Annotated in this window: 17 protein-coding genes; 10 read left to right on the top strand and 7 right to left on the bottom strand. The window is 70.3% G+C overall.

The genetic code is table 11. The annotated features are described in order from the left end of the window. Window positions 1-71 precede the first annotated feature (71 nt). From QP939_RS30055 to QP939_RS30030, 6 genes are all read left to right on the top strand, one after another. On the top strand, window positions 72-1,628 hold the full coding sequence (locus QP939_RS30055) for an NCS1 family nucleobase:cation symporter-1 (RefSeq protein WP_285449547.1): 1,557 nt from the start codon (window positions 72-74) through the stop codon (window positions 1,626-1,628). A gap of 10 nt (window positions 1,629-1,638) precedes the next feature. Then, entirely contained in the window at window positions 1,639-2,421 is a 783-nt protein-coding gene (locus tag QP939_RS30050; protein WP_285459879.1) for a nitrilase-related carbon-nitrogen hydrolase, read from the top strand. Further along, the gene (hydA, locus tag QP939_RS30045) at window positions 2,421-3,803 is read left to right on the top strand and encodes a dihydropyrimidinase (protein WP_285449546.1); all 1,383 of its coding nucleotides are present in this window, start codon (window positions 2,421-2,423) and stop codon (window positions 3,801-3,803) included. The genes QP939_RS30050 and hydA overlap by 1 nt, the downstream gene beginning before the upstream one ends. A gap of 7 nt (window positions 3,804-3,810) precedes the next feature. After that, complete coding sequence (locus QP939_RS30040; protein ID WP_285449545.1) at window positions 3,811-4,809, top strand: TIGR03842 family LLM class F420-dependent oxidoreductase; 999 nt, start codon at window positions 3,811-3,813, stop codon at window positions 4,807-4,809. Window positions 4,810-4,986: 177 nt separating this feature from the next. Continuing rightward, complete coding sequence (locus QP939_RS30035) at window positions 4,987-6,417, top strand: alpha/beta hydrolase (protein WP_285449544.1); 1,431 nt, start codon at window positions 4,987-4,989, stop codon at window positions 6,415-6,417. A gap of 43 nt (window positions 6,418-6,460) precedes the next feature. Next, window positions 6,461-7,399, top strand: a complete 939-nt coding sequence (locus tag QP939_RS30030) for a GNAT family N-acetyltransferase (RefSeq protein WP_285449543.1) — start codon at window positions 6,461-6,463, stop codon at window positions 7,397-7,399. A 4-nt stretch (window positions 7,400-7,403) separates the two neighbouring features. Here QP939_RS30030 and QP939_RS30025 read toward each other — a convergent pair whose 3' ends face one another. After that, window positions 7,404-7,799: a RidA family protein gene (locus QP939_RS30025; protein WP_285459878.1), complete on the bottom strand. Its 396-nt coding sequence runs from the start codon at window positions 7,797-7,799 to the stop codon at window positions 7,404-7,406. 90 nt (window positions 7,800-7,889) lie between these two features. On the opposite strand from QP939_RS30025, the gene QP939_RS30020 reads away from it, so the two are divergent. After that, window positions 7,890-8,867 carry a helix-turn-helix transcriptional regulator gene (locus tag QP939_RS30020; RefSeq protein ID WP_285449542.1) on the top strand — a complete coding sequence of 326 codons (978 nt, stop codon included), beginning with the start codon at window positions 7,890-7,892 and terminating at the stop codon, window positions 8,865-8,867. On the opposite strand, the gene QP939_RS30015 is transcribed toward QP939_RS30020, so the two are convergent. Next, complete coding sequence (locus QP939_RS30015) at window positions 8,831-10,060, bottom strand: styrene monooxygenase/indole monooxygenase family protein (RefSeq protein ID WP_285449541.1); 1,230 nt, start codon at window positions 10,058-10,060, stop codon at window positions 8,831-8,833. The genes QP939_RS30020 and QP939_RS30015 overlap by 37 nt on opposite strands. Window positions 10,061-10,153: 93 nt before the next feature. Here QP939_RS30015 and QP939_RS30010 point away from each other — a divergent pair, with 93 nt between their 5' ends. After that, entirely contained in the window at window positions 10,154-10,690 is a 537-nt protein-coding gene (locus QP939_RS30010) for a GNAT family N-acetyltransferase (RefSeq protein WP_285449540.1), read from the top strand. A 142-nt stretch (window positions 10,691-10,832) separates the two neighbouring features. Beyond that, complete coding sequence (locus QP939_RS30005; RefSeq protein WP_285449539.1) at window positions 10,833-11,996, top strand: type I restriction endonuclease; 1,164 nt, start codon at window positions 10,833-10,835, stop codon at window positions 11,994-11,996. On the opposite strand, the gene QP939_RS30000 is transcribed toward QP939_RS30005, so the two are convergent. The 4 genes from QP939_RS30000 to QP939_RS29985 are packed head-to-tail and all read right to left on the bottom strand — an operon-like array spanning window position 11,975 to window position 14,826. Beyond that, entirely contained in the window at window positions 11,975-13,204 is a 1,230-nt protein-coding gene (locus QP939_RS30000) for a serine hydrolase domain-containing protein (protein ID WP_285449538.1), read from the bottom strand. The two genes, QP939_RS30005 and QP939_RS30000, sit on opposite strands and share 22 nt — an antisense overlap. Before the next feature lie 9 nt (window positions 13,205-13,213). Continuing rightward, a complete protein-coding gene (locus QP939_RS29995; protein ID WP_285449537.1) occupies window positions 13,214-14,026 on the bottom strand; it encodes a siderophore-interacting protein in 813 nt (270 codons plus the stop codon). Between the two features lie 24 nt (window positions 14,027-14,050). After that, entirely contained in the window at window positions 14,051-14,470 is a 420-nt protein-coding gene (locus QP939_RS29990; RefSeq protein WP_285449536.1) for a hypothetical protein, read from the bottom strand. Next, the gene (locus QP939_RS29985) at window positions 14,419-14,826 is read right to left on the bottom strand and encodes an SgcJ/EcaC family oxidoreductase (RefSeq protein WP_285449535.1); all 408 of its coding nucleotides are present in this window, start codon (window positions 14,824-14,826) and stop codon (window positions 14,419-14,421) included. Before QP939_RS29985 ends, QP939_RS29990 begins: the two co-directional genes overlap by 52 nt. Window positions 14,827-14,997: 171 nt before the next feature. Here QP939_RS29985 and QP939_RS29980 point away from each other — a divergent pair, with 171 nt between their 5' ends. After that, a complete protein-coding gene (locus QP939_RS29980; RefSeq protein ID WP_285459877.1) occupies window positions 14,998-15,612 on the top strand; it encodes a TetR/AcrR family transcriptional regulator in 615 nt (204 codons plus the stop codon). Here QP939_RS29980 and QP939_RS29975 read toward each other — a convergent pair. Beyond that, complete coding sequence (locus QP939_RS29975; protein ID WP_285449534.1) at window positions 15,609-16,529, bottom strand: NADP-dependent oxidoreductase; 921 nt, start codon at window positions 16,527-16,529, stop codon at window positions 15,609-15,611. The two genes, QP939_RS29980 and QP939_RS29975, sit on opposite strands and share 4 nt — an antisense overlap. Window positions 16,530-16,561: the final 32 nt, after the last annotated feature.

The following is a 16,561-nucleotide window of genomic DNA, read 5'->3' as shown; positions in this document are numbered from 1 at the left end:
GCACTCCTGATCGGGGAAGAGTGAACAGTCTGCCGTTGCCCCGGCCGCGACCGGGCGCGCAGGATTCCGCAATGGCGCCGACACCCGCAGCCCAGCGCGTGCACGACGACGGCCGGGTCGAGCTCGACCCCGCCGACGTCCGGTCTCTCGAAGGCAGCCGGTTCTTCAACGAGGAACTGGCCCCCGTCCCCGTCGAAAAGCGGACCTGGACCACCTACAACTACTTCGCGCTCTGGATGGGGATGGCCCACAACATCCCCAGCTACGCACTGGCCGCGTCGCTGATCGCGCTCGGCATGAACTGGGTGCAGGCGCTGATCACGATCACCATCGGCAACATCGTCGTGCTCGCGCCGATGCTGCTCAACAGCCACGCCGGCACCAAGTACGGCATCCCGTTCCCGGTGTTCGCCCGCGCGTTCTACGGCCTGCGCGGCGCCAACCTGGCCGCACTGCTGCGCGCGTTCATCGCGTGCGGCTGGTTCGGCATCCAGACCTGGGTCGGCGGCGAGGCCATCTACGTCATCCTCGGCCGCCTGCTCGGCTCGTGGTGGCGCGACTCCGCCGTCGTCGCCGGGCAGCACTGGACGCTCTGGCTGTCCTTCGTGGTCTTCTGGATCGGCCAGATGCTCATCATCTGGCGCGGCATGGAGGCGGTCCGCCGGTTCGAGAACTGGACGGCGCCGCTGGTGTCCGTCGGCTTCCTGATCATGCTCGGGTACGTGCTGGTCAAGGCGGGCGGGCTCGGCCCGATCCTGTCCGACGGCGGCAAGCTCGGCTGGGGCCCGGACTTCTGGAAGGTCTTCGCGCCGGCGTTGATGGCGATGATCGCGTTCTGGTCGACGCTGTCGCTGAACATGCCGGACTTCACCCGCTTCGGCGGCAGCCAGCGCAAGCAGGTCCGCGGCCAGATCCTCGGCCTGCCGACGACGATGACGTTCATCGCGATCGTGGCCATCCTGACGACGTCGGGCGGGCACGTGCTCTACGGCGAGGACATCTGGGACCCGGCGCAGCTGGCCGACAAGTTCTCCAGCCCGGTCGTGGTGGTCGTCGCCCTGGTCGCGCTGGTGCTGGCGACGATCTCGGCGAACCTGGCGGCCAACGTCGTGAGCCCGTCCTACGACTTCTCGAACGCCTTCCCGAAGAAGATCACCTTCGCGGTCGGCGGCGGGATCACCGGCGTCATCGGCATCCTCATCCAGCCGTGGCGGCTGTACTCCGACCCGAACATCTACATCTTCGCCTGGCTCGGCTTCTACGGCGGCCTGCTCGGCGCGGTCGCCGGCGTGCTCGTCGCCGGGTACTGGGTGGTCAGCCGCACCAAGCTGCGGCTGAAGGACCTCTACACACCCGATGGGGTGTATTGGTTCAGCGGCGGCTGGAACTGGCGCGCGCTGATCGCGACGCTGGTGGGAGCCGTGTTGGCGGTCGGTGGCGCGTACGGCGGACCGTTCCCCGCCGACGGGATCATCCCGTTCCTCAAGCCGCTTTACGACTACAACTGGGTGGTCGGCCTGGTCGGCGCGTTCGTCGTCTTCGCCGCCTTGTCCCTTCCGTCACCGAACAAGGAGGAGATCAGTGAGCGTGGTTCGAGCCGGATTGATCCAGCAGCGGTGGACGGGTGACAAGGAGTCCATGATCAAGGCGGCGGTCGACCACATCGCCACCGCCGCCTCGCAGGGCGCCCAGGTCGTCTGCCTGCAGGAGCTGTTCTACGGGCCGTACTTCTGCCAGGTGCAGGACACCGACTACTACTCCTACACCGAGGCCATCCCCGACGGCCCGACGACGCAGCTCATGCGGGAGGTGGCCCAGCGCCACGGCGTCGTGCTGATCGTGCCGATGTACGAGGTCGAGCAGCCCGGCGTCTACTACAACACCGCCGCGGTGATCGACGCCGACGGCACCTACCTCGGCAAGTACCGCAAGAACCACATCCCGCAGGTGAAGGGGTTCTGGGAGAAGTTCTACTTCCGCCCCGGCAACCTCGGCTACCCGGTGTTCGACACGGCGGTGGGCCGCATCGGCGTCTACATCTGCTACGAGCGGCACTTCCCCGAGGGCTGGCGCGCGCTCGGGCTGGCCGGGGCGAAGATCGTCTTCAACCCGTCCGCGACCAGCCGCAGCCTGTCGCAGTACCTGTGGAAGCTGGAGCAGCCCGCGGCCGCGGTGGCCAACGAGTACTTCGTCGGCGCGATCAACCGGGTCGGCGTGGAACCGCTGGGCGACAACGACTTCTACGGCCAGACGTACTTCGTCGACCCACGCGGGCAGCTCGTCGGGGACGCCGCGTCCGACACCGACGACGAGGTCGTCGTGCGCGACCTCGACCTCTCGCTGCTCGAAGAGGTCCGGAACACGTGGGCGTTCTACCGAGACCGCCGCCCGGACACCTACGGCCCGCTCGCGGAGGCCTGATGACCACGCTCATCCAGGGCGGACAAGTCGTTTCGCCGTCCGGCGCGCTCCTGGCGGACGTCCTCGTCGACGGCGAGACCATCGCCGCCGTCGGGGCGCCCGGGACGCTGTCCGGCGACGAGACGATCGACGCCACCGGCAAGTACGTGCTGCCCGGCGGCATCGACGCCCACACGCACATGGAGATGCCGTTCGGCGGCACGCACTCGGTCGACACGTTCTCGACCGGGACGACGGCGGCCGCGTGGGGCGGCACCACGACGATCATCGACTTCGCCGTGCAGGCCAAGGGCACATCGCTGCTGTCCACACTGGACAAGTGGCACAGCAAGGCCGACGGCAACTGCGCGATCGACTACGGCTTCCACATGATCGTCTCCGACGTCAACGACCAGTCGTTGAAGGAGATGGAAGCCTGCGTCGACGGCGGCGTCGGCAGCTTCAAGATGTTCATGGCGTACCCGGGGGTGTTCTACTCCACGGACGGGGAAATCCTGCTGGCGATGCAGAAAGCGCGCGAAATCGGCGCTACGATCATGATGCACGCGGAAAACGGCATCGCGATCGACCAGCTGGCGGCGCAGGCGTTCGCCGCGGGCAACATCGACCCCGTGCAGCACGGCCTCACCCGGCCGCCGGAACTGGAGGGAGAAGCGACGTCGCGGGCGATCCAGCTCGCGAAGGTGACCGGTTCGCCGTTGTACATCGTGCATCTGTCCGCGTCGCAGGCGCTCGCGGCGGTGGCGGAAGCGCGCAATGACGGCCAGAACGTCTTCGCCGAGACGTGCCCGCAGTACCTGTATCTGTCCATTGAGGACCTCGCCAAACCGGACTTCGAGGGGGCCAAGTACGTCGCTTCGCCACCGCTGCGGGAAAAGTCGCACCAGGCGGACCTGTGGCGCGGGCTGCGGACCAACGACCTGTCCGTCGTGTCGACCGACCACTGCCCCTTCTGCTTCAAGGACCAGAAAGAGCTGGGGCGCGGGGACTTCCGGGCCATCCCGAACGGGATGCCGGGTGTCGAGCACCGGATGGACCTGCTGCACCAGGGTGTCGTCGCCGGTGAACTGACGCTGGGGCGCTGGGTCGAGACGTGCTCGGCCACCCCCGCGCGGATGTTCGGGCTGTACCCGCGCAAGGGTGTCATCGCGGCGGGATCGGACGCCGACATCGTGATCTACGACCCCACGGCGACGCAGACGTTGTCCGCCGAGACGCACCACATGAACGTCGACTACTCCGCGTACGAGGGGTTCGAGATCACCGGGCGCGTGCACACGGTGCTGTCGCGTGGGCGGGTCGTCGTGTCGCCCGACGGGTTCTCGGGCTCGACGTCGCACGGCAAGTTCCTGTCCCGGTCGCTGAACCAGTACCTGAACTGAGGTTGCGATGGATTTCGGGATCGTGCTGCAGACCGACCCGCCCGCGCGGGACGTCGTGCGGCTGATGAAGGACGCCGAGGACGCCGGGTTCCGCTACGGCTGGACGTTCGACTCCTGCGTGCTCTGGCAGGAACCGTTCGTCATCTACTCGGCCGTGCTGGCCGCGACGTCGTCGCTCGTGGTGGGCCCGATGGTGACCAGCCCCGGGACGCGGGACTGGTCGGTGATGGCGTCGACCTTCGCCACGCTCAACGACATGTACGGCAACCGGACCGTCTGCGGCATCGGCCGCGGCGACTCGGCGCACCGGGTCGTCGGCAAACCACCGTCCACTTTGGCCACCGTGCGCGACTGCATGCGCGTGGTCAAGGACCTCGCCGAGGGCCGCGCGGTCACGATGAACGACACGACCGTGCAGATCCCGTGGGTCCGCAACGGGCGGCTCGAGATGTGGATGGCCGGCTACGGGCCCAAGGCGCTGAAGACGGTCGGCGAGCACGCCGACGGCTTCATCCTGCAGTGCGCGGACCCGGCGATCGCGCGCTGGACGATCGGCGCGGTCCGCGACGCGGCGCGAGCGGCCGGGCGGGACCCGGGCGGCATCACGATCTGCGTCGCGGCCCCGGCGTACGTCGGCGACGACCTGCCGCACCAGCGCGAACAGCTGCGGTGGTTCGGCGGGATGGTCGGCAACCACGTCGCGGACCTCGTGGCGCGCTACGGCTCGTCGGGCGCGGTGCCCCGCGAGCTGACCGACTACATCCGCGAACGCGAGGGCTACGACTACAGCCACCACGGCAAGGCGGGCAACCCGTCGACGGAGTTCGTGCCGGACGAGATCGTCGACCGGTTCTGCCTGCTGGGGCCGTCCTCCGCGCACGTCGAGAGGTTGCAGGAACTGGCGGAGCTGGGCGTGGACCAGTTTTCGCTGTACCTGATGCACGACGACCGCGAGGCGACCCTGGCCTCGTACGGCAGCCAGATCATCCCGAAGCTCACGGCCTAACCCAAGCGCCCCAAGGCGGCCTTGGTTGCGTCTGACGCACCGAAGGCCGCCTTGGGTGCGTCACACGCACCGAAGGCCACATTGGGGCGCTTGGCCCCGCGGTGAGGCCTCCCCTACCCCGGATCCGGCGGCTCGCACCAGGGTGCCGCCCCGGGCGCGGGCGGGACGATCGGGCGCATGAACCCTCGGAAACTCCGTGTCGCGCTGGCTCTGGGGGCCGCTGCGAGCGCGGTCGCCTTGAGCGCGCCCGTAGCCGCGGCGAGCCCCGCCGGAATCGTCTGGGAAGACTCGTGCCAGGCCGGGTACCAGTGCGGCCACCTCGACGTCCCACTGTCCTATCAGGACCCTTCGGCGGGCGCCGTCCGGATCGCGGTGAGCCGCCTGCCCGCCACCGACCAGGCCCGCAAGCTGGGCACCATCTTCTCCAACCCCGGCGGCCCCGGCTCGTCCGGCCGGTTCGCCCCGGTCCTGACGCCCGAGCTGCACCGGCGCTTCGACATCGTCGGGTTCGACCCGCGCGGCGTCGGCGCCAGCTCGAAGATCCACTGCTTCACCGACCCGTCGCAGCTGGAAGTCCTGCGACGCGCGCTCGGCACGTTCCCGCTCACCCGCGACGCCGAGCGGCAGCAGATCGCCGACACGAAGACCGTCACCGACCTCTGCGAACGGAACGCGGGCCCGCTCGCGAACCACCTCTCCACCGGCACGATCGCCCGCGACCTCGACCGCCTGCGCGCCGCGTTCGGCCAGTCGAAACTCCGGTACTACGGGAAGTCCTACGGCACCTTCCTCGGCGAGACCTACGCCAACCTCTTCCCGGGCCGCGCCGGATCGCTCGCCCTCGACGCCGTCGACGATCCCGAGCGCTGGACGACCGGCTCCGCGCCGATGAGCTACCGCCTCCGCGGCTTCGAGGACGGTCCACGCTCTCTCCAGTCCTTTTTGGACGTCTGCGGCGAGGACTGTCCCTTCGACTACGACGAGATCCTCGACCGGCTCGAACGCGGCCCGATCACGGTGACCGACACGACCGGACGCCAGGTCGTCGTCACCTACCAGAGCGCCATCAGCCGGATCCACGACTACCTGACCGACGCCCGGTCCGCCCCGGAACTGGCCGCCTTCCTGCGGGCGCTGACGGACCCGGCCACCCACGCCCCGGCGGCCGGCGGCGCACTTCCAGACGTCGACTCCCTGCTGGGCGGCGGGGCGACGTTGTGCTCCGACGCGGACAACCCGCGCGATCCCGCCGTCTGGTGGGACTACGCCCGCAAGGCCGACCGGGTCGGGCGCGGCTTCGGCCCGTACGACGTCTACAAGACGCTGCCGTGCGCCACGTGGGACGTCGCCGACACCGGTCGTTACGCCGGGCCGTGGAACCGGCCCACGGCACCGATCCTGTTGCTGGCGAACCGCCAGGGCGACCTGGAAACCCCGTACGCCGGGGCGCGGCGGACGGAACGGCTGCTCGGCAACGCCCGCCTGCTCAGCCTCGACACCTACGGCCACGGCTCGCGCGGCAAGAGCGCGTGCGTGGACGCCTGGCTGGACCGCTACTTCACCACCGGTGCCGTTCCCGCGCCGGGCACCGTCTGCGCTCCGGCGTAAATCGGTTCGACGGCGGTGCGGCGTCCTGACACAGTGGCGGACTGTGACCGACCTTCTCACCGCCGAGGACGTGCAGCTCATGCAGGGCCTGGCCCAGCGCGTCACCGCCACGCGCCCGGACTTGGTGAACGCCGACGCGTCGTTCGGCGAGCTGGCCTGGAACTGGGGCAAGGGCCACGCCGCCGACGGCGCGAGCTGGCGGCGCCGGCTGTGGTTCGACGGCGGTGACCTGGTGGCGTGGGGCTGGGCGCAGCTCCCGCGCCGGGTGCGGCGCGACGACGGTTCGGTCAAGGACGTCACCGGCGCGTACCTGGCGCACCAGGTCCACCCGGACCACGCGGAGCTGGTCGACGAGGTGATCGACTGGTACGACACCACCGCGGCGGGCCTGGTACGCACGGTGCTGCCGGGCGCCGCCGACGAGTTCGCCCTGCGACGCTGGACGGCACACGGCTACGAGACCGACCCGGCCGCGCTCGGCGACACGGGCTCGTGGACCCAGCTCAACGAGCGCGACCTCACCGACGTCGAAGAGCCCGCCCTGCCGGACGGCTTCCGGTTCCGGACCGCCGACGAGGCCGGACCGGAAGCCGCGGTGAGGGCCCACGTCGACGCCTGGAGTCCTTCGACGTACACCGCCGAGAGCTACGAAGGTGTCCGGAAAACCTCGGCGTACCGCGGTGACCTGCACATCCTGGTGGAGGCCCCGGACGGCACGATGGCGTGCTCGGCGATCCTGTGGCTCGACCAGGTGAACCGGACGGCCGAATTCGAACCGGTCGGGACGCACCCGGCCTACCGGCGCCGGGGCCTGGCCCGGGCGATGCTCCTGCACGGGCTGCACCGGGCGCGCGCGGCCGGAGCCACGCACGCCACGGTCGCCTGCCTGGGCGCCCCGGGCCACCCCGCAGCGCGCGGGCTGTACTACAGCGTCGGGTTCCGGAAAGCGTCCCGGGACGCGCCCCTCATCAAGGTTTCGTAGCCCGTCACGCCACGGCCGTGCCTTCGAGTTCGACCAGCTGGCCGGGGATCGCCAGCCGGGTCACCCCGAGCATCGTCGTCGCCGGGGCGGCCCCCGCGGCCCCGAGCCGGGACGCCAGCACGCCATAGTGCGCGAACAGCAGGTCGACGTCGGTCGTGTAGACGTTCAGCCGGACCAGGTTCGCCAGGGCCATCCCGGCCTCGCCGAGCACGGCTTCGAGGTTGTCCAGGCTCAGCGCCAGCTGCGCGGCCAGGTCGCCGTCGTGCTGGGGTTTGCCGTCGCCGTCCATCGCGGTCTGCCCCGAGCAGTACAGCGTGCGGGTGTGCCCGGAGACCAGCTCGCCCTGGTTGAACCCCAGCTCCACGGACCACGGCACCGGGTTGACGGCCGTTCGTTCCACTGCCACTTCAGCTCCATTCCGTCGTTTCGCGGGGCAGCCTCGCACCGGAATCACGACATCCTGTGTCGGGTATTCCGGTAGGTTTTCCGCATGCGCGCCGACCGGCTGGTCTCGCTGGTCCTCCTGCTGCGGCGGCACGGCCGGTTGTCCGCGGCCAGGCTCGCCCGTGAGCTGGAGGTGTCCACCCGCACCGTGTTGCGGGACATCGACGCGCTGTCCGCGGCCGGGGTCCCGGTCTACGCCGAACGCGGCCGTCACGGCGGTTTCGCGTTGCTGCCCGGGTTCCGGACCGAGCTCACCGGACTGAACCACGACGAGGCGCTGGCCCTGCTGGTCGCCGGATCACAGCGGGGCGCGCAGGTGTTCGGCCTCGGGTCGGCGCTCGCTTCGGCGATGCTCAAGGTGGTCGACGCGCTCCCCGAAAGTCAGCGGGAGACGGCGGCCGGGGCGGCGCGGCGGCTGCTCGTCGACCCGGACTCGGACCTGCTCGAGCGGCGCGTGGAGGCCGAGGAGGTGCCCGACGCCGTGGTGAGCGAAGTCCGGCGCGCGGTGTTCGCCGGGCACCGGCTGCGCATCCGCTACGCGGCGGTGGACCAGGCACCGCGGTGGCGCACGGTGGACCCGATCGGCCTGGTCACCGTGCGCGGCCAGGGTTACCTGCTGGCGACGCGGTCGGGCGCGGACCGCACCTACCGGCTGGCGCGGGTGCTGGCGGCCGAGGAGCTCGACGAACCCGCGACGCGCCCGGACGGCGTCGACCTGGACCGAGCGTGGCGGGACCGCGGCACGCGCTTCCGGACCGGCGGCGACCAGGTCACGGTGCTGGTCCGGGTGGCACCGGCGCGGCGCGACGAGCTGGTGGCCACCGCACTCGCCGTCCACCGCGGAGAACCGGATCTCCTGGAGGTGTCCTTTCAGGACGCGAGGCACGCCGAATGGGCGCTGTGGCAACTCGCCGCGGACGCGGAAGTCCTTTCACCACAATGGTTGCGCACCGCCCTGCACGATCGGGCCGCCGCGATCGCGGACCGTTACGTGACGGGCCGGGCCGCCCCCTCTTCGAGGTAGGCGTACGCGGCCTGGGGGTCGGCCAGCCAGCCCTCGTAGCCGGCCGGGTTCTCGAAGAGGTGCGCGAACCGGTGCGCCACTTCGGGAACGCGCTGCGCGGTGTCCAAAGTGGCCAGTACGTGCTCCGGCGGCGGGGCCAGGAGGTCGTTGGTGAAGCGCGTCGCGTGCCGGGCGTGCCGCCAGTAGCGGGCGAAGGCGTCGTGCATGAACTCCTGGTCGAACGGCCGGTCGGCGCGCTCGACGATGGCCTCCTGGTAGGCGCGCGCCGCGCGGGCGGCCATGTTGGCGCCCTGGCCGCCGACCGGGTCGTTGGTCACGGCGGTGTCGCCCATGGCGAGCACCTTCGCCCCGGACGGCAGCGTGCCGACCGGGTGGCGCACGATCGGCGTGATCCGGCCGTGCAGCAGCTCGGTCGGGGCGACGGGGTGAGCGTGGTCGAGCAGCCCGGCCTGCCACGGGTAGTGCGCGCGCAGCAGTTTCCGCGCGGTCTCGTAGTGCTGGTCGACGTCGGCCACGTCGTCCCAGACGTCCATCGGGCCGCCGGGCAGGCCGAAGAAGCCGATGCCGTGCACGGGTCCGTGCACCGAGAGCACGGGCAGCAGGAAGAACTCGCCCACGGGGGCCATGCCGAAGGTGAGGCCGGGAACGGCGTCGAGCGTCCCGGCGACGTAGAGGATGCCGATCGCGCGTTGCGGCTCGCGGTAGGGCGACCGCTCGTCGTCGCGCGGGAAGAGGGCGTCGAACTGCGGCCCCCGCCCGGCGGCGACGATGAGGAGCTCGAACTCGCGGGCGCATTCTTCGAGGTCGTCCGGGGTGACGCGGCGGAGGCGCAGGTCGCCGCCGAGGCGTTCGAACTCGGCCATCCAGTCGGAGACCTTGACGCGCTGGTCGACGGACTGAGCCGGCCGATCGAGCGCGACGCGCCAGGACATCGAGGGTTCGACGCCCTCCCCGGCGGCGGCGAAGGCGACTTCGCCCACGGGCGGGGCTTGGCCGTCCCAGAAGTTGATGCCGAGTTCGCGTTCCCGTTCGAGGGCGGGGTGGAACAGGCACTGGTTCGAGACGAGCCCTCCGGCTCGCACGTCGGCGGCGGAGCGTTCGGCGAACACGGTGACGTCGTAGCCCAGTCGGCGCAATCCGATGGCGAGGACCAACCCCGCTTGCCCCGCTCCGACGATCCCGATCCGCCGCATGGCCGCCCCTCCCCCGGAAACCCTTTGCTGCCAACGTACTCGACGGGGCAAGCCCGATCGGGCGGCCGATCGGGCGTCGCTAGGCTGGGCCCGGTGACGGAACCACCGCGGGGATTCGACCGCACACTCCGCCTGAGGAACGGCCGCCGGGCGCGGGTCCGGCCGTTGACCCGCGAGGACGCGCCGGAGCTGGGCGAGGCGATCCGGACCGCCGACGCGGTGACGTTGCGCCGCCGGTTCTGCGGCACGGCGCCCCGGGTGACCCAGCGCCTCCTGGACCGCCTGACGGACCTCGACTACCGGCAGAGGTTCGCGCTGGTCGCCCGAGACGGCGAAGGCAAGGGAGTGGCGATCGCCCGCTACGAAGCCACGAGGACACCGGGGGTGGCGGAGATCGCGGCGGCGGTGACCCCGGCCTGGCGCCGGGTGGGGCTGGCATCGGCGTTGGTGCACATGCTGGGCGAAGCGGCCCTGGACCGCGGGTTCGACCGCTTCACGGCGGTGTATTTCGCGGACAACCGCCCGGTGCAGGAGCTGCTCGACGACGCCGGTGGCCGTCAGGTGATCGCGGAAGGCCTGGCGGAGGCGGAAGTGCTGCTGCACGAAGCTCAATCGCTGCGTGCCCGGTAGCGGAAGAGCGTCGAGGATTTGCCACCCGGTTGCCGAGGCTGTGGATTCATCACTGATTTTCTTTTGCCTCCGCCGGTAACAGACGGGACCGGGTCACCGATCCAGGCAGGGCACCCACGTTCCCGCACAGAACGGCACCGGAATGGACATCGCGGAGCGCGCTCAAGCACTCGCCCTGAAGATCCGCAAGCACAAAGAGGGCATCGAGACCGAAGAAGCGACCAAGAACGCCTTCGTGATGCCGTTCATCAGCACCGTGCTCGGTTACGACGTGTTCAACCCGGCCGAAGTCATTCCCGAGTTCACCGCCGACGTGGGGACCAAGCGAGGCGAAAAGATCGACTACGCGATCGTGCACGACGGCCAGGTGCAGGTTCTCGTCGAGGCCAAGAAGATCAACGATCCGCTCCGCATCGAACACGCTTCCCAGCTCTTCCGCTACTTCGCGGTCACGAACGCCAGGATCGCCGTCCTGACGAACGGACAGGTGTACGAGTTCTACACCGATCTCGACGCCCCGAATCGGATGGACGCCAAGCCGTTTCTCGTGCTGGACTTCGCCGACATCGACGAGACGCTGCTGCCCGAACTGGCCAAGCTCACCAAGGAGTCCTTCGACCTCGACTCGGTCATCAGCGCCGCGGGCGAGCTGAAGTACATCGGCCAGCTCAAGCGCATCCTCGCGGCGCAGTTCAAGGAGCCGGAGGACGACTGGGTGAAGTTCTTGACGACAAGGGTCTACGAAGGTCCCTTCACCCAGCGGGTCCGTGATCAGTTCGGGCCGCTGGTGAGCAAGGCGGCCCGGCAGTTCCTGAACGAGCAGGTCAACGACCGGCTGAAGAACGCGTTGGGCGGGCCCGACTCCTACGTGAGCGTGTCGAGCGGCACCACCGCCCGACCCGAGCAGTCGCAGCCGGAAGCCGTTGACGGCAGCGGTCCCGCCGAAGAAGGGGAACGCGTCGTCACGACGGAGGAGGAGCTCGAGGGTTACCGGATCGTCCGCGCCATCGTCTGCGCCGAGGTGCCCGCCGCCCGGGTCGCGGCGCGCGACACCCAGACGTACTTCGGGGTTCTACTGGACGACAACAACCGCAAGCCCATCGCCCGGCTGTGGTTCAACCGGTCGAAGAAGTACCTCGGCGTGTTCGACGAAAACAAGGTCGAAACCCGCCTGCCGATCACGACCGTCGAAGACATCTACCAGCACGCCGACCACCTGCGGAGCACGGTGGCGAGGTACCTCGCCGCCGCGCGTCCCCAGGTCGCCGAACCGGTCGCGCCCGCTCAGTCCACCAGCGCTTGGTAGACCAGCTGCCGCAACTGCGGCCGCAGCCGGTAGGTGCTCGACGGCAACAGCTGCGTATAAAACCCGACGGTCAGGTCCTCATCCGGATCCACCCAAAACGCCGTAGAAGCGGCTCCACCCCAAGCGAACTCCCCCTCCGACGACAACGTCCGCGCCTTCACCGGGTCCTCCAGCACCGAGAACCCCAACCCGAACCCGTGCCCGTCGAACGGCATCTCCGCGAACAACGGCCGCCCGAACGCTTCCAGGTCCACGTGCCCCGGCAAGTGGTTCGAAGCCATCAGCGACACCGTTCGCGGGGACAACAGCCGCTCGCCGTCGAGTTCGCCGCCGCGCAGCAGCATCTCCGTGAAGCGCCAGTAGTCCGCCGCCGAGGACACCAACCCGCCGCCGCCCGAGAGGCACGTCGGCTGGGACGTGCCCAAGCGGCCGAACGCGTCGTTGCGCACCGCCCGGCCCGAACCCGGGTCCGGCACATACAGCGCCGCCAGGCGCGAAGGTGACGATGCCACGAAACCCGTGTCCGTCATCCCCAACGGCGCGAAGATCCGCGACGCGAAGAACTCGTCCAGCGGCTGCCCGGACACCACCTCGACGACGCGCCCCAGCACGTCCGTCGCCACCGAGTAGTTCCACTCCGCGCCCGGCTGGAACACCAATGGCAACGCCGCCCACCGCTCACAACACGCCGCCAAGTCGAGGCCCGGCGGCGTGCCCCACTCGAAGCCCGCCGCTCGGTACATCGCGTCCACCGGGTGCCCGTGGTGGAAGCCGTACGTCAGGCCCGCCGTGTGCGTCAGCAGGTGCCACACGCGGATCGGGGACGTCGCCGGTTCGGTCAGCGGCTTCAGCGCCGACCCCTTGACGAACACCCGCGGCGCCGCGAACTCCGGCAGCCAGCGCGAAATCGGGTCGTCCAGCTCCAGCAGGCCCTCTTCGGCCAGCATCATCGCCGCCACCGACGTGATCGGCTTCGTCATCGAGAAGATGCGCCACAGCGTGTCCGTCTCCACCGGCAGCCCGGCTTCGACGTCCCGCGCGCCGCCTCGGCCGACGTGCACGATGCGGCCGTGCCTGCTCACCACCGCGAGCCAGCCCGGCAACCGTCCATTTTCGACATACCGGTCGAAGTGCGCGTCGATCCGGGAAAGCCGCGCCGCGTCGAAGCCGGCTTCGGCCGGGTCGACGTCCACCTTGAGATCCGCCATGCGGCGAGGTTACTTCTCGCGCGCCCGCTCGGCCGCCTTCTCTTCGCGCCACGCCTCGTCGTTCTTCCCCAGGCGCCAGTACCCCGAGATCGACAGCAGCTCGCGCCGCACCCCGCGCTCGTCGAGCAGGTACCGCCGCAGGTCCCGCACGAACCCGGCCTCCCCGTGCACGAACGCCTGCACGACGCCCTCGCGCCACGGCAGCGCCCGCACCGCCGCGGCGACGTCGCCGCCGGACGACCGGTGCAGCCAGGTGATCTGCGCGTCCGCCTTCGTCGACAGCGGCTGCTCTTCACCCGCGTTCTCGACCAGGATCACGGCGTGCGCGGGCACACCGGCCGGGAGCGCTTCGAGCGAAGCCGCGATCGCGGGCAACGCGCTTTCGTCACCGGCCAGCAGGTGCCAATCGGCTTCGGCACCGGGCGCGTAGGCCCCACCGGGACCCGACAGCAGCAACTCGTCGCCCGGCTGGGCCGAAGCCGCCCACGGGCCCGCGATGCCCTCGTCGCCGTGGTGCACGAAGTCGAGGACCAGCTCGCCGGCCTCCGGGTCGAACGACCGGACCGTGTAGGACCGCATGCGCGGCCAGTGCTCGCGCGGCATCGTCGCGCGGCACTCCTGGACGTCGAACGGCTCCGGGTACTCGACGCCCGGCACCTTGAACAGCACCTTCACGTACGCGTCGGTGAACGCGTTGGGCGTGAAACCGGCGATGCCCTCGCCGCCCGCGACGATCCGGATCATGTGCGGGGTGAGCCGCTCGGTGCGCAGTACCCGCAACCGCACCGCGGGACGCCCGGACCGCCGGGGTGCTTCAGCCATCGGCAAACTCCCAACCACTAAGGCTTACCTAACGACCGTACGCCCGGAATCCGGCGCGCGACCACCCGGCCCGCCCAGTTCTTCCAGCAACCGGACGAACGCGGCGGCGGTCCTCGCCCGGAACCCGACGAAGAACCGGTTGGCCAGCGGGACTCCCCAGCGTCCCCGCGTCGCCGCGTTGACCACCCGGTGCTCGACGCGGGCGCCCGCCGGATCCGCTGTGACGCGGTATTCGCCGCGGTACCACCAGCCGCCCTGCACCGCGAGAAACCCCCGCTCGCGGTCGACCTCCGTCTTCATCGGGTAGCCGCCCCCGGTCACCCGGATCCGCAACGCCTCGAACACCTCGCCGGGCGGACGCGAGACGACCCCCGACGCCTCCGCAAGCGCTTTCACGAGCGCGGATCCGACACGCGCGTGTTCTGGAACGCCGTGATCAGCCACTCGCCGTCCTCCCGGACGAGGACGAAGCTGACGGTCGACTCGCGCCCCTCGTCGCTCGTGTCCGAACCGGTCAGCGACGACCCACCGCCCACGACCGCGACGGCGACGTCCGGCCGTACGAACCGCACCTTCGCCTCGGCTCCCGGCCGCCCGGTCAGCTTCACGCCCTTGAGCGGCCCCTCGAACAAAGCGCGGTGCGAGCTTTCGATCACCTCGCGGCCCGGGAGGTTCATCCCGAAGAAGGTCACGTAGTCCGCGTCCTCGGTGAAGAGCCGCCCGTAGGCGGTCGCGTCCCCGTCGTTCCAGGCCGCGGTGAGCCGCTCCAGCACGGCCCTGACCTCGGTGTCGGCAGTCATGGTTCCCCTTCCACGAACGTCGTTCGTTCAACGAACACCGTTCTACTCACGAACGTTGTTCGCGTCAAGTACAGTGTTCGCGTGACCGTTCCCCCGCCGCCCTGGCGCCGCGCCCCGCGCCGTCGCGCCGCGAAACCCGCGCTTTCCCAGGACCTCGTCGTGAAGACGGCGCTGGAGGTCCTGGCGAAGGAAGGCATCGACGCAGTCACCATGCGACGGGTCGCCCAGGAGCTGGAGACGGGACCGGCGTCGCTCTACGCGCACGTGTCCAACAAGGACGAACTGGCCGAACTGATGCTCGACGCCGTCCTGGCCGAGGTCGAGCCGCCCGAGCCGGACCCCGCGCGCTGGGACGAGCAGGTCAAGGACCTCGTCCGCGCCCAGATCGGCGCGCTGGTCGCGCACCCGGGGATCGCGCGTGTGGCGTGGCACATCGCCGTGCCGGTCACCCCCAGCTCACTCCACCAGGGCGAAGCGATGCTCGCCCTGCTGCGAGCCGGGGGGCTGAACCTCAAGCAGGCGACGTACGCGAGCGACGCGTTGTCGCTCTACGCCAAGGCGTACGCCTACGAGGCGAGCGGCTGGACGTGGGGCGAGATCGACGCGGCCGAGGTTTCGGAACGCGGCGAGCAGATGCTGGCCTACATGCGGTCGCTGCCGCCCGAGTCGTTCCCCAACCTTCTGCGGATCGGCGAGTTCTTCTCCGCCGAAACCGCCGCCGAACGCCTCGACTTCGCCCTCGACGTCTACCTCGCGGGCCTGAAAGTGGTCGCGGCCAAGAACTAGGGCCGCAGCACGATCTTGCCGCGCGTGTGCCGCCGCTCCAGGTCCCGGTAGGCGTCGCGCACCTCGTCGAGGGAGTAGACGCGGGCGATCGGCACCTCCAGCAAGCCCTTGCCCACCAGCAGGCTCAGCTCGCGCAGCACCTCGGCCGACGCAGCCGCCGCGTTGCCGTCGGTCTTCACGTTGTACTTCTCCGCCGCGGCGAAGTCGATCACCGTGTCGATCCGGCCGGGGTGGATGCCCAGGTGCAGGGCCAGGTCCACGTAACCGGAGCCGAACGTGTCGACGAACGCGTGCACGCCGCCCGGGGCCGCCGCCTCGATCCGCTCGCGAACGCCGTCGCCGTAGCTCACCGGGATGACGTCCAGCTCGCGCAGCCACGCGTGGTTCGCCTCGCTCGCGAGGCCGATCACGGTGGCGCCCGACAGCTTGGCCAGCTGCACGGCCAGCGAGCCGACCCCGCCCGCGGCACCGGAGACGACGACGGTCTCCCCTTCGCGCGGGCACACCGCGCGCACCGCGGCGTACGCGGTGGTCCCGGCGACGAACAGCGCGCCCGCCGCCTCCCACGAGACGCCGTCCGGGCGCGGCGTGAGGTTCGAAGCCTCGGCGACGACGAACTCGGCGTGGCTCGATCGCGTGTCGACGAAGCCGATCACCTCGTCGCCGACGCGGATCTCCTCGACGCCCTCGCCCAGCTCGGCGACCACGCCGGCGAAGTCACTGCCCTGTCCGGACGGGAAGGTCGCCGGGAAGCGCTCGTGCAGGAACCCGCGCCGGATGGCGGCCTCACCGGGGTTGATCCCGGCGGCGCGCACCTCGACGAGCACCTGGCCCGGCCCCGGGGCGGGCAGCTGGACGTCTTCCACCCGGAGGACGTCCACGTCGCCGTACTCGTCGAACCTGATCGCGCGCGCCATGGGGCCTCCTAAAGTCGTTGCTCGATACAAGC

It is taken from the genome of Amycolatopsis nalaikhensis (assembly GCF_030264295.1).
GTDB classification, from domain to species: domain Bacteria; phylum Actinomycetota; class Actinomycetes; order Mycobacteriales; family Pseudonocardiaceae; genus Amycolatopsis; species Amycolatopsis nalaikhensis.
The sequence above is the reverse complement of the archived record's forward strand: the minus strand, read 5'-3'. Positions and strand labels throughout refer to the sequence as shown.